At 45.7% G+C, this 14,738-nt stretch carries 16 protein-coding genes; 13 read left to right on the forward strand and 3 right to left on the reverse strand.

Going from position 1 to position 14,738, the window contains the following annotated elements; all coding sequences use genetic code 11:
- Nucleotides 1-18 precede the first annotated feature (18 nt).
- The 3 genes from LRL21_RS17195 to LRL21_RS17205 are packed head-to-tail and all read left to right on the forward strand — an operon-like array spanning nt 19 to nt 2,963.
- The gene (locus LRL21_RS17195; protein ID WP_240417022.1) at nt 19-897 is read left to right on the forward strand and encodes a carbohydrate ABC transporter permease; all 879 of its coding nucleotides are present in this window, start codon (nt 19-21) and stop codon (nt 895-897) included.
- Nucleotides 884-1,726, forward strand: a complete 843-nt coding sequence (locus LRL21_RS17200) for a carbohydrate ABC transporter permease (protein WP_240417023.1) — start codon at nt 884-886, stop codon at nt 1,724-1,726. Before LRL21_RS17195 ends, LRL21_RS17200 begins: the two co-directional genes overlap by 14 nt.
- Nucleotides 1,727-1,766: 40 nt before the next feature.
- Nucleotides 1,767-2,963: an enolase C-terminal domain-like protein gene (locus LRL21_RS17205; protein ID WP_240417024.1), complete on the forward strand. Its 1,197-nt coding sequence runs from the start codon at nt 1,767-1,769 to the stop codon at nt 2,961-2,963.
- Nucleotides 2,964-3,031: 68 nt separating this feature from the next.
- On the opposite strand, the gene LRL21_RS17210 is transcribed toward LRL21_RS17205, so the two are convergent.
- Entirely contained in the window at nt 3,032-3,259 is a 228-nt protein-coding gene (locus LRL21_RS17210) for a hypothetical protein (RefSeq protein ID WP_240417025.1), read from the reverse strand.
- 263 nt (nt 3,260-3,522) lie between these two features.
- Between LRL21_RS17210 and LRL21_RS17215 the strand changes: the two genes are divergently transcribed.
- The 9 genes from LRL21_RS17215 to LRL21_RS17255 all read left to right on the forward strand — a co-directional run bounded on the left by LRL21_RS17215 (nt 3,523) and on the right by LRL21_RS17255 (nt 10,542).
- On the forward strand, nt 3,523-4,449 hold the full coding sequence (locus tag LRL21_RS17215; protein ID WP_240417026.1) for an MBL fold metallo-hydrolase: 927 nt from the start codon (nt 3,523-3,525) through the stop codon (nt 4,447-4,449).
- Nucleotides 4,450-4,676: 227 nt separating this feature from the next.
- Nucleotides 4,677-5,618 carry a hypothetical protein gene (locus tag LRL21_RS17220; RefSeq protein WP_240417027.1) on the forward strand — a complete coding sequence of 314 codons (942 nt, stop codon included), beginning with the start codon at nt 4,677-4,679 and terminating at the stop codon, nt 5,616-5,618.
- A 102-nt stretch (nt 5,619-5,720) separates the two neighbouring features.
- Nucleotides 5,721-6,467 carry an ABC transporter ATP-binding protein gene (locus LRL21_RS17225; RefSeq protein ID WP_240417028.1) on the forward strand — a complete coding sequence of 249 codons (747 nt, stop codon included), beginning with the start codon at nt 5,721-5,723 and terminating at the stop codon, nt 6,465-6,467.
- Nucleotides 6,460-7,212, forward strand: coding sequence for an ABC transporter permease (locus LRL21_RS17230; RefSeq protein WP_240417029.1), 753 nt, complete (start codon nt 6,460-6,462; stop codon nt 7,210-7,212). Before LRL21_RS17225 ends, LRL21_RS17230 begins: the two co-directional genes overlap by 8 nt.
- A 12-nt stretch (nt 7,213-7,224) precedes the next feature.
- A complete protein-coding gene (locus LRL21_RS17235) occupies nt 7,225-8,691 on the forward strand; it encodes a sensor histidine kinase (protein WP_240417030.1) in 1,467 nt (488 codons plus the stop codon).
- A 34-nt stretch (nt 8,692-8,725) separates the two neighbouring features.
- Nucleotides 8,726-9,415, forward strand: coding sequence for a response regulator transcription factor (locus LRL21_RS17240; protein ID WP_240417031.1), 690 nt, complete (start codon nt 8,726-8,728; stop codon nt 9,413-9,415).
- A gap of 113 nt (nt 9,416-9,528) precedes the next feature.
- Nucleotides 9,529-9,891, forward strand: a complete 363-nt coding sequence (locus LRL21_RS17245) for a hypothetical protein (protein ID WP_240417032.1) — start codon at nt 9,529-9,531, stop codon at nt 9,889-9,891.
- A gap of 33 nt (nt 9,892-9,924) precedes the next feature.
- A complete protein-coding gene (locus LRL21_RS17250; RefSeq protein ID WP_240417033.1) occupies nt 9,925-10,146 on the forward strand; it encodes a hypothetical protein in 222 nt (73 codons plus the stop codon).
- A gap of 195 nt (nt 10,147-10,341) precedes the next feature.
- Entirely contained in the window at nt 10,342-10,542 is a 201-nt protein-coding gene (locus LRL21_RS17255) for a copper ion binding protein (protein WP_240417034.1), read from the forward strand.
- Between the two features lie 104 nt (nt 10,543-10,646).
- Here LRL21_RS17255 and LRL21_RS17260 read toward each other — a convergent pair whose 3' ends face one another.
- Complete coding sequence (locus LRL21_RS17260) at nt 10,647-12,086, reverse strand: DHA2 family efflux MFS transporter permease subunit (RefSeq protein WP_240417035.1); 1,440 nt, start codon at nt 12,084-12,086, stop codon at nt 10,647-10,649.
- Between the two features lie 187 nt (nt 12,087-12,273).
- On the opposite strand from LRL21_RS17260, the gene LRL21_RS46285 reads away from it, so the two are divergent.
- On the forward strand, nt 12,274-13,431 hold the full coding sequence (locus LRL21_RS46285; RefSeq protein WP_338044632.1) for an HAD-IA family hydrolase: 1,158 nt from the start codon (nt 12,274-12,276) through the stop codon (nt 13,429-13,431).
- 11 nt (nt 13,432-13,442) lie between these two features.
- On the opposite strand, the gene LRL21_RS17275 is transcribed toward LRL21_RS46285, so the two are convergent.
- Entirely contained in the window at nt 13,443-14,714 is a 1,272-nt protein-coding gene (locus LRL21_RS17275) for a methyl-accepting chemotaxis protein (RefSeq protein WP_240417036.1), read from the reverse strand.
- Between the last annotated feature and the right edge of the window lie 24 nt (nt 14,715-14,738).

Here is a 14,738-nt window from a genome sequence, read left to right on the forward strand (position 1 = left end):
CTCTCAGGAGGAAGAAATATGAAACAATCCATAGCCAAAACCGAGTGGGCGGGGTATTGGTTTATTCTGCCCTCAGCGATTACTTTGATTTTGCTGGTAAGCTATCCGCTAGTTTACGGAGCCTACATCAGTTTCTTCAATACGAATCTGGTGAACAAATGGGATTTTGTAGGGCTCGACCATTATATGAATATTTTTTCTAACTGGGATTTTGTTAATCGTATTTGGCTGACGCTGAAGTACACATTTTTTACGGTAGCGGGTCATTTTGTGCTGGGGATGGGACTTGCCCTGGTTTTAAATATGAATTTGGTCGGCCGAACTTTTTTCAGAGCTATTCTCATTCTTCCTTGGCTGCTGCCGGAAGTAGTCGTAGGGCTTTTGTGGAAGTGGCTGTTTAATCCGATGTACGGACTGTTTAATCATTTTCTGATGAAAATGAATTTAATCAGTGAGCCGGTTTCCTGGCTTGGCGATAATACCTATGCCTTTATTGCGATCATCATCGTCTGCATATGGAAGGGTTATCCGATGGTCATGATGCTGCTGCTGGCCGGGCTTCAATCGATTTCGCAGGATATGTACGAAGCCGCCAAGATAGATGGATGCAATCGGTTCAAATCGTTCCGTTATGTCACGGTACCCAGCTTGATGCCTGTTCTGGTCGTTACATTGATTCTGGATACGGTGTGGTGGTTCAAGCATTTCACCATGATCTGGATCTTGACACAGGGTGGTCCAGGAGACGCTACTAACGTCGTCAGTATTGATATCTTCAAGAATGCTTTCGAATTCTTTGATTTCGGTAAAGCTGCCGCGATGGCTGTCGTTGTATTTTTCGTATGCTTCTTGATCGGATTCGTTTATAGGAGGCTGTTTGACAATGGCAATGACTAAAGGGAAAGACAAAGTTTTTAATAGCTTTATGTATTTGATTATGGTCGTAGCCTCGCTGATCGTGCTGGTTCCGACTTTATGGATGGTTTCCACGGCGCTGAAGCCAAATGATGAAGTTATGGTGACCCCTCCGCAATGGATTCCGGATGCTCCGACCTGGGAATCCTTCGTCCGTATTTGGAATGACTACCCATTTGCAACCTATTTTGCAAACAGTGTTTATATCGTACTTGCTGCGACTATTATTTCCTTAGTATTTTCTGCAATGGCGGGTTATGGTGCATCCAGATTTCGTTTTAAGGGTAAGAGCACCTTCTTGACCTTTCTATTGGTAACACAGATGTTCCCATCGATTATGCTGCTTATTCCATTTTATAAAGTGTTGAAGACGTTAGGGTTAATAGATACCCACCTGGGTCTTATTCTCGTGTATATTTCATTCACGATTCCATTCTGCACCTGGATGATGATGGGCTTCTTTCAAGGCATTCCGAAAGAGCTTGATGAAGCGGCGACGATTGATGGCTGCGGCCGAATCCGTACTTTTGTACAAATCATTTTACCTTTATCTTTGCCCGGTATCGCCGCTACTGCGATCTATTCTTTTCTGCAGGGCTGGAATGAATACATGTTCGCATTGATATTGACAACCTCGGAGGATATGAAAACACTGCCGGTTGGGATTGGACAGTTAAACGGCTTTTATAAAATCGTTTGGAACGATATGATGGCAGCATCCTTCGTATCCAGCTTGCCGCTTGTTATTTTATTCTTATTTTTACAAAAGTACTTTATTAGCAGTTTAACGGCAGGAGCCGTCAAACAATAGAAACCATACAAACAGGATAAGACAAGGGAGAGAGAGCTATATGATTACAATAAGAGATGTTAAAACCATTATGACCGCACCGGAAGGGATCAACCTGGTCGTAGTTAAAATAGAAACCTCGGAGCCAGGTCTCTTTGGTCTCGGATGTGCCACATTTACTCAAAGATATTTATCGGTTGCGTCCGTCATCGACAATTACATGAAGCCATTTTTGATAGGAAAAGACGTGCAGCGGATCGAGGATATATGGCAAACTGCAATGGTGAGCGGCTACTGGCGGAATGGACCTGAATTGAACAATGCGCTGTCGGGTGTTGACATGGCCCTGTGGGATATTAAAGGGAAGCTGGCCGGGATGCCGGTGTATCAATTGTTAGGTGGAAAATGCCGCGAGGGAGCTGCTGTATATAAGCATGCGGATGGCAGCAGTCCGGAAGAAGTAGAAGCCAACGCAAAAGCATATATGGAGCAGGGCTACCGTTATATTCGCTGCCAGATGGGCTTGTACGGAGGACGCGGTGCCGCTATGACGAAGCCTGAAAATGCGCTGGATGGTGCTTATTATGATCCGAAAGCCTATATGAGAAGTATTGTTGGACTTTTTGAACATCTTCGCAGCCAATTAGGTTGGGAGGTCGAGTTTATTCATGATGTGCATGAGCGTCTGACACCGATTGATGCAGTTGGTTTTGCCAAGCAATTGGAAAAATTCCAATTATTTTATTTGGAGGATGCACTGCCTCCTGAGCAAATCGAATGGTTTAAAAATATTCGTCAGCACAGTACAACTCCGCTGGCTATGGGCGAGCTGTTTAACAATCCGAATGAATGGGTTTCTCTGATTGCCAATCGCCTTATTGATTTTATTCGCATCCATGTCAGCCAAATCGGTGGTATTACACCGGCCAAGAAGGTAATCTCGTTGGCTGAAACGTTCGGTGTTCGCACAGCTTGGCACGGTCCTGGGGATGTGTCTCCAGTAGGCCATGCGGCTAATGTCCACCTCGATGTTAGCAGCATTAACTTCGGTATCCAGGAATGGAACGGCTTCAAGGACGAGGTGCATGAAGTGTTCACAGGAATTCCTGAAGTTCGCAACGGCTACGTCTATCCGAATGAAAAACCAGGTCTTGGTGTGGATATTGATGAAAAGCTGGCAGCCAAATTTCCGTGCTCCGATGTACTTCCGGCCTGGACATTGGCGAGGCTTCCTGATGGAACGTCTTTCCGTCCCTAAATTTCGGCTGAAGCGAAACGCAAAAAACGACTGATCCTTTCAGCCGTTTTTTTGTATTTTTATTTAATTTACGAAACAGATTGTTCACGATCATGCTCTTCAAAATACATCGATTCCTTATTAAAGGATCGGTTAATGGATAAAAACGTGTGCATCAGCTCAAAAAGCTCGGATTGATCCAAACGGACCGTGACATCCCCATTTGTTTCGTTGTCCGAAATATTGAATGCAATCGATTTACGCTCCGAATTAACTTGAAGCTCCCATTTCTGTTTCTTTAGTACACTTTCCCACATTTGTACCACCCTTTCCTTTCACCTGTAGCTTGATCAGTTGACTGTCATAAAATAAGTATATGCGCCCAAAAAGGGAATTATGATGAATCATGGGCATGTAAAGGTTCATTTTCGTTGCATATTGTACAGTTGTTCAAATAGGACTGTGGTTTATGTTTGACAAAAGCTGCGTTTCCTCCTTACACTGGGATGAGTATAAGATTGATATGCAGCTATGAAAGCGGCAATGACTTAAAATTCTAACTATCGAGGTGCATTCGGGTATGTTAATACAACCACAAGGGAAGCTGGTTCCAGATTTTCATGAGCATTTGAAGGTAATATTGTTAGGTACGGGAACACCGCGCAGCTTCTATGGACGCTCCAAATCGGCAGCTGTTGTATTTGCAGGCAGCAAGAGCTTTTTGGTTGATTGCGGAGGCGGCGTTGTCGACCAGATGATTAAGGCCGGGATTATGCCACAGCGTATATCGGATGTTTTATTTACGCATCATCACAGCGATCACAATTCAGGATTTTTCGATGTATTTATTAGCAGTTGGAGGACTCATGTTATTCCTGATCAAGTATTTGAGGGCCGCAAGGTTCCCATGACTGTATATGGTCCAACGACAACCAAAGAAATTATCGGAAAAATGCGGGAATCGTTCGATTTTGATGTAAATTTGCGCGTGAATTATAACAAATCCACAGATGTGGGTGCGAATATTGAGTACGTGCTAAGTAATGAAGGAGTCGTGTATGACAACGATGGTATCAAGATTACAGCCTTTGAGGTGGATCATAAGCCTGTTTATCCGGCGCTTGCTTACAAATTCGAATATAACGGACAATCGCTTGTCATTTCCGGTGATACGATTCCCGTCGACAATATGGTTAAGTATAGCGAAGGCATCGATTTGTTAATCCATGAGTCCTATAACAAGGAATGGCTGGATGCACTGATCACTCAATTCCCTGAGCAAGCAGTTGGACTCTCGAACCCGGCCAAGTATCACACAACGACACTGGAGGCAGCGGAGATAGCCCGCAAGGCTGGCGTGAAGCATCTCGTACTCACACATCATATCCCTGCGCCAATGGAAACCGAAGAGGCGGAAGAAGCTTACATACAAGGCGTTAGAGAAATTTATTCAGGCCCCATTACGATGGCAAGAGACCTGATGGAATTTGATTTGGGTAAAATGTAATTAAGATCATACAAAAAGGCTCCATCCGAAAGCACCTTGGTCATGGGATCAGGGTGTTTTTGCTTTTGTCAGAGGGCGTAGAGGGATGGGAGGAAAAGTTTAGAAAATTTTAAGGATTGTTTTAGCTAAGCTTAAGGAGTGGTTTAGAGGCAGTTACGATTCACAGGCTACAATGAGATTGTAAGATAAGAGCTTGATACTAAAACCATTTGGAGAGGAAGTTAAACATGAACAAAAAATTATCACTAATTGGAACTGGCGTCGCGGTAGGAACCCTTCTGCTTGTTACATCTGCCTATGCGGGTGTGAATGCATCATCGGGGTATGATTCCTATAAAACGGCGATCAAAACAACCGTTGCGGCCAAAAGTGTGACCCAAGCGGTTTCGGTTACGGTGCAGGATAACGGGAAAAGCCTGATTGGCGTCAATGGAACGGTTAAAAAGAACAACGACAATCATGCCGTCAGTGCGGATGTAACGATCAAAGGCGGAGGCACGGAGCAGTCACTTAAAGTGTATAACACCGATGGGAAAACTGTATTTAAAACAGGCGATAGCGATACTTATCAAGTAATCGAAGACAAGGCGGGAATGGGGCATAAGTTCCAGGCGGCAAAAAATGACAAGGAACGCAGTGGTCAGGTCCAAGGAGATCAATTCAATAAAGAAGCGGAAAATCTAATTGATGCGCTGGTTGGTAATCTGCAGCAGTATGTAACAGAAAACCCGGCCGCGAACGGTGCCAAGGAGATTCATTTATCACTATCCGGCAATCAGATCCCTACAGCTGTTAACGCAATTGGATCGTTTCTGGTCAAAAAAGCTTCGCACGATAATGTTCAGGGAACCCATGATAAAGCCTTCAAGACACCTTTTGGAACAGATTTTAGCGCTTTGAAGCAATCACTGCCTCAACTGTCCTCGGATGTTGCGATTACGAAGGTTGACCTGCTAGCGACTGTTGATGGAAACAGCTATATCACGAATCAAAAAGCGTCTCTGACGATAGAAGGCAAAGATGCAAGCGGTCTTGCACATGTTGTCGTGGTCAGTGTCGATTTGGGCTTGTCCGGTGTGAATGCAACTACCCCGGATTCAGTTGATTTGACTGGCAAACAGGTGGAAAACGTAGATATGAAGCAATGGGAAGGCATGAAGCACAAGTAAGAAGCTTCTATAACTCAATCAATTAATAATAATGTCAAGCTTCAAGGGCTGCGGACGGGTGCAGATGCGTTCGCAGCCTGTTTTAAGAAAGGGGGAATCCAGATGTCAGAGCCGATCATTCAATTAAATGGAATCAGTAAAACGTTTAAGAACGGACGGGGTGTAGAGCAAATTACACTTGAAGTCAATAAAGGCGATGTGTACGGATTTTTTGGACCCAATGGCGCCGGCAAAACGACCGTGATGAAAATATTGGTCGGTCTTAGTCGGGCAGACCGCGGCAGTGCGCGATTGTTTGGATATGACGTATCAACCCATTTTGCACAAGCGATGCAAAAGACCGGAGCGTTGATTGAGACCGCGGAAGCTTTTGAGTATATGACGGGCTACGCGAATCTGGTTCTGGCCTCGCGCTTTTATCCTGAGCTTGACAAGACTCGGATTGATGAGGTTTTGGAGCTCGTAGGCTTGCAGAAATATAAGCGTGAGAAAGTGAGCGGCTATTCACTTGGCATGAAGCAGAGATTAGGCCTGGCGGCTGCCTTGCTGTCTAAACCGGAGCTGCTGATTCTCGATGAGCCGACTAACGGTCTGGATATTGAGGGCATGGTTGAGATGCGCGAATTGATGGTTAGTTTGGCGCGAGAGCAGGGTATGACCTTCTTCCTGTCCAGTCACATGATTCAGGAGATGGAGCTGATGTGCAGCCGCATCGGGATTTTGGTCGAAGGCAAGCTCGTCTGTGAAGGCGCACTGTCCGAACTGGTTGATGGTGTCCATGTCACTTCACTTGAGCAGTTATTTATTTCATCGGTACGGCAGGAAAGGGGGAAGGTGGCACATGCATAGCTACTGGGCAGGTGTACGTAATGAAATCAGCAAGCTGATAGCAAGAAAGAAATTGGTGCTCTTTCCGGCGTTGCTGCTCCTGCTGCCGATTGCGGCCAGCATTCTGCTATCACAGCTGCAAACCGGAATAGGTATTGCAGCCATTTCGTCCGGGGATTTTCCACAGCTTATGCTTGGGATATATACGAATTTTCTTCTGCCGCTCTTACTATTCATGGCCGCTTCCGATATGTTCGCAGGAGAGCTTCAGGACCGTACACTCAAAATAACATTAACGCGGCCGATATCCCGTTTTCAAGTTTTTGCCTCGAAAATTACCGTGCTTGCGCTGTTTGCTATGGTCATATTGGCAGCCTCTCTGATCGTTTCCCTACTGGCTGGTCTTGTGCTGCAGGCTCGTTCTGGTTTAAGTGGGTCCTTGCTGCAAGCCGTTATTTCCTATGTGGTTGCTTGGTTTCCGATGACGGCACTTGCGATTGCAGCCGCGTTGTTAGCGCAGTTTTTCCGCAGTGCCAGCGGGGCTTTGGCTATTTGTGTGGTGCTGTATGCCGCGCTTAAAGGTCTGGGCATCTTTTATCCGCAGTTTGCTGCCTACTCACCGACATTTTATACAGATTGGCACCAGCTGTGGATCAACAGTGGAGTTTCCATCGGGAAGCTGGCTAATGCATCAACCTATTTATTGGCTTGCTGCATCTTGTGTTTTACGGCTGCATTTGCTATGTTCGACAAAAGACAATTATAGGGGAAATGCATAATGTCGATCAAAGTTCGTCTGCTGCTTTCATACATTGCGATGCTGGTTGTGCCTGTGGTGCTATTTGCCTTTGCTGCATTGATTATAGGTTTGATGATTATGGGTGATTTCAAATCGGTGTTTCAGATTGATATGAAGCGTCACAATCCATTCAAGCAGGTGATGGAGGAGCAGGCTGCAGTTTATAGCGATATTCAGCAGCTTTCCTCCCAAAAACCGGAATCGTTGCTTGATCCCAATGTGATTGATGGGCTTGAGGCCAAGTTGACGCAGTTGAACATGGGCTTGGTGATTCGAAAGGATGAGCAGCTGGCTGTAGTGTCCTCCCGATTGAATGATTCTCCGGTACTTCAGATATTACCAGCTTACGGAAATCACGATCTGGGCGAAAATCGCGACAATATGTTGAATACACGCGATCATTGGTTTTTTTACAAGCAACACGATTTTACATTTACTGATCAAAGTCAGGGCAGTGCTTTTATGATCATGGATACTAATTTCTTTCAAAAATATGCGATACGGTATGCTTTGGCGCTGTTGCTGTCGTTGTTTTTGATTTTGGTTCTGACGAACGGCCTTCTGACCTACTTCGTATCCCGCAGCATCATCCGTCCGCTTCGGTCTTTGAAGCTGGCTGCCGAGCAGATTGGGGAGGGGAATCTTGATGAAGTAGTTCATTCCCATTCACGTGATGAGATCGGAGAGCTGAGTGCTTCCTTTGAGCAGATGAGGCGTAGATTGAAGGATTCAGTGGAGCTGCAGCTGCAGTACGAGGATAACCGGAAAGAGCTGCTCTCGAATATTTCTCATGACTTGAAAACACCTGTTACCTCGATTAAAGGCTACGTAGAGGGAATATTGGATGGTGTTGCAGGCGCGGATAAGCTTGAAAAGTATTTGCAAACGATTTATACCAAAACCGTAGATATGGATCGAATGATCGATGAGCTGTTTTTATTTTCCAAGCTTGATTTGGGCAAGCTGCCATTTTATTTTGAAGAGGTCGAGTTGGTTCCCTATCTGGAGGATCTGATCGGCGAAGCACAATTTGACATGGAAAAAAAGGGAGTCTCGCTGACACTGAACGTGGTCCATCCCGATCGAATTGGTAAAGTGAAGGCGGATCGTGAAAAGCTGAAGCGTGTGCTTACAAATATATGGGATAACGCGGTTAAATATGGCGATAAGGAGCAGACGCGAATCGAGGTTAACCTGGATAGGCAAAAGGAGGCTGTCATTCTTGAAATTGCCGATAATGGACAGGGCATTTCATCTGAGGCACTGCCGTTTGTCTTTGAACGGTTTTACAGGGAAGACCCTTCCCGCAGTATGGCTGCAGGTGGGAGCGGACTTGGACTTGCAATCGCCAAACAAATTATATTGGAGCACGGTGGGACGATCACAGCTGAGAGCGAAGAGGGATTGGGTACACGAATGATTATACAACTGCCCAAGCTGAGATAGTTAACAGCCTTACCAAAAGTACGGGGGGAAACAGATGAAACACATATTGATTATTGAAGATGAACTGAGCATTGCCGAGCTGGAGCGTGACTATCTGGAGATCGACGGGTTCAAGGTGGATATGGAAAGTCGTGGTGACTCTGGTTTGCAGCGGGCCCTTGAGCATACCTATGATCTCATTATTCTTGATGTTATGCTGCCGAAGATTGACGGCTTTGAAATTTGCCGCAAAATCCGCAGTGTTCAGGATACCCCCATACTGATGGTTTCCGCCAAAAAGGAGGATATCGATAAAATCCGTGGTCTTGGTCTTGGCGCAGATGATTACATCATCAAGCCGTTTAGTCCAAGCGAGCTGGTTGCCCGGGTAAAGGCGCATTTGAATCGCTATGAGCGGCTGATGGGTCGTCGGGAAACAGGTAACCAGGAGATCCGCATTCGCGGGCTGGCTATCGACAAATCTGCGCGCCGTGTGACGGTGAACGATCAGGAGGTCGTGTTTACGACCAAGGAATTTGATCTGTTGACTTATCTCGCTGCCAATCCAAATCGTGTATTCAGCAAAGATCAGCTCTTCGAGCAGCTGTGGGGAATGGATTCCATGGGAGACATCGCTACCGTCACTGTACATATCCGCAAGGTGAGGGAGAAGGTCGAGCTGGACCCATCCAATCCGCAATATATTGAGACCGTATGGGGAGCCGGCTATCGGTTTAAACTGTGATAAGTGGACACCTAACGAGCTTTTTTTGAACAATCTGCGTAATTCATGGCCATATAGGGTAAACAATACTTAAGCAGTGAACGTATACATACCCAATATGAGGAGTGATTACAATGTCCAAACACATCCAAGCCTATTTTCAGACAGAAAATGAAGCCGAGCATGTAAGAACATTGCTGCAAACGTACGATACGGAATCAGTGGAGGTTGGCAAGCTGGATGGCGGGTATTCGGGCGACAGAAGAATTATAATCCCGATTGCAGGTACCGGGGGAGGTACGCAAGCCAATGGAGCAGGTGTGCTTGGAGCTGGAGGGATTGCCCCCGCGGCGGTGCTAGGGGATGAGGACGATCTTGATCAGGATGGACACCGTGATCTGCATTATGTCTTGTCGGCTAAGGTGCTGGAAGAAGAGTATGAAGAAATCCGCAACATGATTCGTCATAACCGCGGTCACGTGGAACGACTTGACTAATCATCGGCTGGAGCTGTATAGGAGGTGGAGACCATGGCCCAAATAGAAAAAAGGTCACAGGAAATCGTAAAGACAAATCTGCGTGATAACCCGGAAGGCTCTCCAACTGAAAAAGAAAGCTTGCTGGATCTTTATGAAAGTGAGCAGACTGTGGATCCGGTTCCCGTCGAAGAATTGAAAATTCAACATGAAGATGAAAAAAATAAAGAAACGACGAAGAATACGTCCAGTAGTGAGAAACGTTATCCAGGCTAGATTTATAATGAAGAAGCAAGGGAGAGCAAATACTGGATTCCACAGAGTGGGTCAGTACTTGGATGTCCCTTGCTTTTTTTATGCTGAGAAAAGAGTGAAGTATATTTTTGTTCAACTTTACATACCCTATAGGGGTATGTTATTTTTAAATTAGGTACTACCGTTATAGTAAGACATTCATTGGGAGGAAATCATATGCAAAATGTCACTTTAAGCGTCGAAGGGATGTCCTGCGGACATTGCGTCAACTCGGTAGAAGGTGCGGTTAAGACACTCGGAGCTTCAGCCAAAGTAAATTTGGATAGCAAAGCCGTCGCTGTTGAGTATGACGAAGCCAAGACTTCTGTGAAGGCTATTAAAGAAGTGATTGAAGAGGCCGGATATACTGTCGTGTAATTGGATGCGGAGCTATTTATAGCATTGTTTTTTTCAAGAAAGTCCCTTTGACCACAGAAAGTGGCATCGGGACTTATTTGTGTTATCTTTTTAATATGAAAATATTAGGAGGATTGCGATTGCAGCTGCAGCTTACGAATAAACATGATGAGCGGTAGAGCTGCGACAGCGATGAAGGTAGCGACGATATATACATCGTTAACACTCGCTGTGAAGGAAAGCAGTTTAATTTGTACAGCATCCTGAACGCCAGCCTTGATAATGGCTGCCGACTCACTAATACCGAAGGTTCCAAGTAAGGATGTGAAAATGGCGATCGAAAATGACCCGAATAAATTACGTATCCAGTTGCTGATGGAAGAGGCATGTCCACTAAGCACAGGCGAAATTTGTTCCATACCGGCATTGCTTGCAGGCATCACGGCAAGGGCAATTCCTACATTGCGGACCATCATCCAAATCAGAATGTACATATATGGAATGTCAATGGTCAATTTGCTCAGAGCATAAGTGCCAATAATGATTAGCACGATACCAATCCCCATCAGGGCACGCGGACCGATACTCCCGTAAACTCTGCCAATGATCGGCATGACCAAGGCCATAGCAAGTGAAGCGGGAAGCAGGATTAAGCCCGTGTCAAGCGGTGTGACGTGCTGAATGTTTTGCAGAAAAATCGGGGTCAGAAAGGTTCCCGAATATAGGCTGATCGTAATGATACTGGAAATGATTAATGTGAGCGTATATCTACCATTCGCAAAAACACGGATGTTCAGCAAAGGCTCCTTCACGGTAAGCTCTCTCCAGATGAACAGAATGAGCACGATAGTGCCTATAATGAACAGGGTCATGGTTTTCCAATCCGTCCATCCCCAGGCGCCGCTTTGGCTGAATGCAACGAGCAGCGAGATGCTGCTGATCATGACGGTAAGCAGACCGGGAAAATCAAAGGTTTTGGGCACGCTTAGACGATAGTAAGGGATCAGCCATACGACCATTACAATGGCAATTAATCCTATCGGAATGTTCATCAGGAACAGCCACTGCCAACCGCCGACAACCATCAGCAAGCCAGCTAGGGTAGGTCCGATTGCGGGAGCTAGCATCGCCGATAACCCCCAGAGGCTAATCGCCATTGCTTGTTTTTCCCGCGGGATGATTTGATAAATAATGGTCATTGTCGCCGGCATAATAAGTCCGCTGAACAAGCCCTGCAGAATCCGGAATGCAATTAAAGATTCGATGTTCCAGGACATCGCGCATAGCAGCGAAGATAGCGTAAATCCAATTAAGGCAAATACATACAGCCGTTTATAACTGAATTTTTCGCCGAGGAATCCAGCTACTGGAGCAATCGTTCCCATGGCTAACATGAAGCCCGTCATCGTCCATTGAACAAGATGCAGGCTTGTCGCAAAGTGCTCTTCAAGCTTGGGAATCGCAATGGTGACGGTGCTTGAGCTCAAAACCGTAATAAAGGATCCAAAGAAAATGGCAAACATAATAGGCCAAAACTTGACTTGCTGTATACTTTCCGTGTTCATGTTGGTCCTCCGTTATCCGATTTATCTATCTATGAAAAATAAAAAAGTACTAAGATCAGATTGTAACATTTGAGTACATAAATATCTAGTAATCAAACTAAATAGTTATCAAACTATTTTTAAAGATTTGGTGAAGCGGACTTTTGGTTAGACGATTTCATCTTCGATATGAAAGGGAAGATATCTCATGGAGCAAGTGATAATCAATGAATACAATCCGGAATGGATGCACGAGTTCATTCGTGAAAAAGAGCGAATCTCCATTGCTATACCAGATATTGCGATCCAGATCGAGCATATCGGAAGTACGTCAGTCCCTGGATTAGCGGCCAAGCCATTAATTGATATGATGGTGGGTGTAAAGGACTTATCATTGATTTCTTCGGTTCATAAGGAACGACTGGCTGCAATGGGGTACGAGTTCGTGGATCATCCGGAGTTTCCAGAAAGAAGATTTTTTCGTAAAGGCAAGTGGCGTGCTGGCACCCATCATCTTCATCTCTACCGGTATGGAGGTGAGCAATGGACTTCCAATCTATTATTTCGCGATTATTTGATTGACCATCCGGAGGAAGTGGTAGTTTACGGGGACTTGAAAAGGACCTTACAGGAGCAGTATCCGCAGGATCGGGTTTCCTATACCAAAGCAAAAGCACCCTATATTCAACAGGTGATTCAAAAAGCTCAGCAAGCAGCAAAATCAAAGAGTCTGATCCAAGGCATAATTTTCGATATGGATAACACACTGCTGCAGTCCCGAATTGATTTTGCTGCGATGAAAGCAGATATTTTCAGTTATTTGCATACTTCAGGAATTGTGCCTGCGGATTTTCCGCTGTCTGTGCATACGTGCGCTACGTTGATTGAGTATGGTAAGCAAAGCGGATTAAGCGGTGAGAAGGAAAGGGTGGTATGGGAAATAGCTGCAAAGCATGAACTGCTGGGGATGGAGGGTGCGGGACTCGAGCCTGACGTGGAATCTTTGTTACAGCGACTTCATCAGAAATATACGCTGGCCATAGTGACGAACAATTCTATCGATGCAGCCAACGAGGCTCTCCACAAAACGGGGATTCACGGGTACTTTGATCTAATCGTAGGCAGAGAGCAGATGACTGCTCTCAAGCCCTCGCCTTCCGGCTTTCACTATGTGCTCAAGCAATTTCCACAGATAGCCTCTGATGCATGGTTATCTGTGGGCGATTCATGGATCGATGGTAAAGCTTCGACCGAAGCTGGAATCCGCTTTATTTGCTATCAAACCAATCTGGAGATTATGCATGAACGAGGAGTAACCGCAATAGCCAGAATTGAGAATATCCCGGATTTAATTAGGTTTATGTAGCTTATCTGACATTAGATACGGAAAATACTGATCTTTAATTTCTGCTGATCGGCATGGTCTCTCAACACCTCGGAGGATGCGGCAATTTCCTGCATAACGGCGGTTTGATCTTGTGTGGATGCTGCTACTTGCTTAGCCCCTTGCGAGATCAATCCGGCAATATCGTCAATTTCCCGGGTGCGGTGCAGGGTTTGGCTGATTTGTCGGATTTGTTCTGCGATTACACCGGTTATACCCTCTACCGATTCGGCTGTTACTTCAGTTGCGGCAGTCATTTCAGCAAGTGTACCTATAAGGGCTTCACCTTTTGCAGCTTCCTTATCCACAGTACTTACCTGCTTGGAAATATCCGACACGACTTCATTGACCTGTGACTGAACCTCCTCTATACGTTGGTTAATGCTGTGGACTGCTTCTGTGCTTTTTTCGGCGAGCTTGCGAATTTCAACTGCTACGACCGCAAAGCCGGCTCCGTGCTCACCTGCATGAGCAGATTCAATGGAGGCATTCAGTGCCAGTAAATTCGTCTGATCTGCAATTTCTCCGACTACCCTGGAGATGTGACTTATTTCCTGAGCGTGCTCGTCGAGCTTATGTATACGTTCTAAGGTCCCTACGTTAGCCTGACTCAGCTCCAATAATTGCTGAACAAGTGAATGAATCGCAAGACTGCTTTCCTGTGTGGATTTGACCATGCTGCGCGATAGCTGCAATGCTTCGTTGGCTTTGCTGCTCACATCATCAGCGGCCTTGGTGATCGTCTCGACAGACGTAAAGGTATTGTGGGCAGATAGTGCCTGCTGATCGGCCCCTTTGGAAATATTGTCAACGGTAATAGCTGTTGCTTCGATCTGCTGCGCAGCCTGCTGGAGTGCACTGCTTAGTGTGGAGGCATTCAGATTCGTAAAGGAAGCATTACTGGAGATGTCGGTAATAATTTGTCTCAGGTTCACGATCATCTGATTAAAAGACGAGCTCAGTGTGCTTAACTCATCATTGCCGCGGTGGATTGGAATCGTCATTGTCAGATTGCCGCCTGCCGCTTCATCTACAGCCGCAGTAAGGCGAAGCAGGGGACTGACCAGCCAGCGCGCGGCCAACCAACCCAGGAAACCTGTCCAGAAAACGCCCATCGACATAATAATGGACATATATAACCAATCGGTCATTTGCGGGGCTATCCAGGCTTTTAAAACAAAAATGCACACAGCGCTTGTTCCGTAGGTCATCATAGAGACGGCAGTAATACCAATGACCATTTTTTTGACAATACCGATTTTCATTACGATTCCTCATTTCGCACAGGG

It is taken from the genome of Paenibacillus periandrae (genome assembly GCF_022458865.1).
GTDB lineage: Bacteria > Bacillota > Bacilli > Paenibacillales > NBRC-103111 > Paenibacillus_S > Paenibacillus_S periandrae.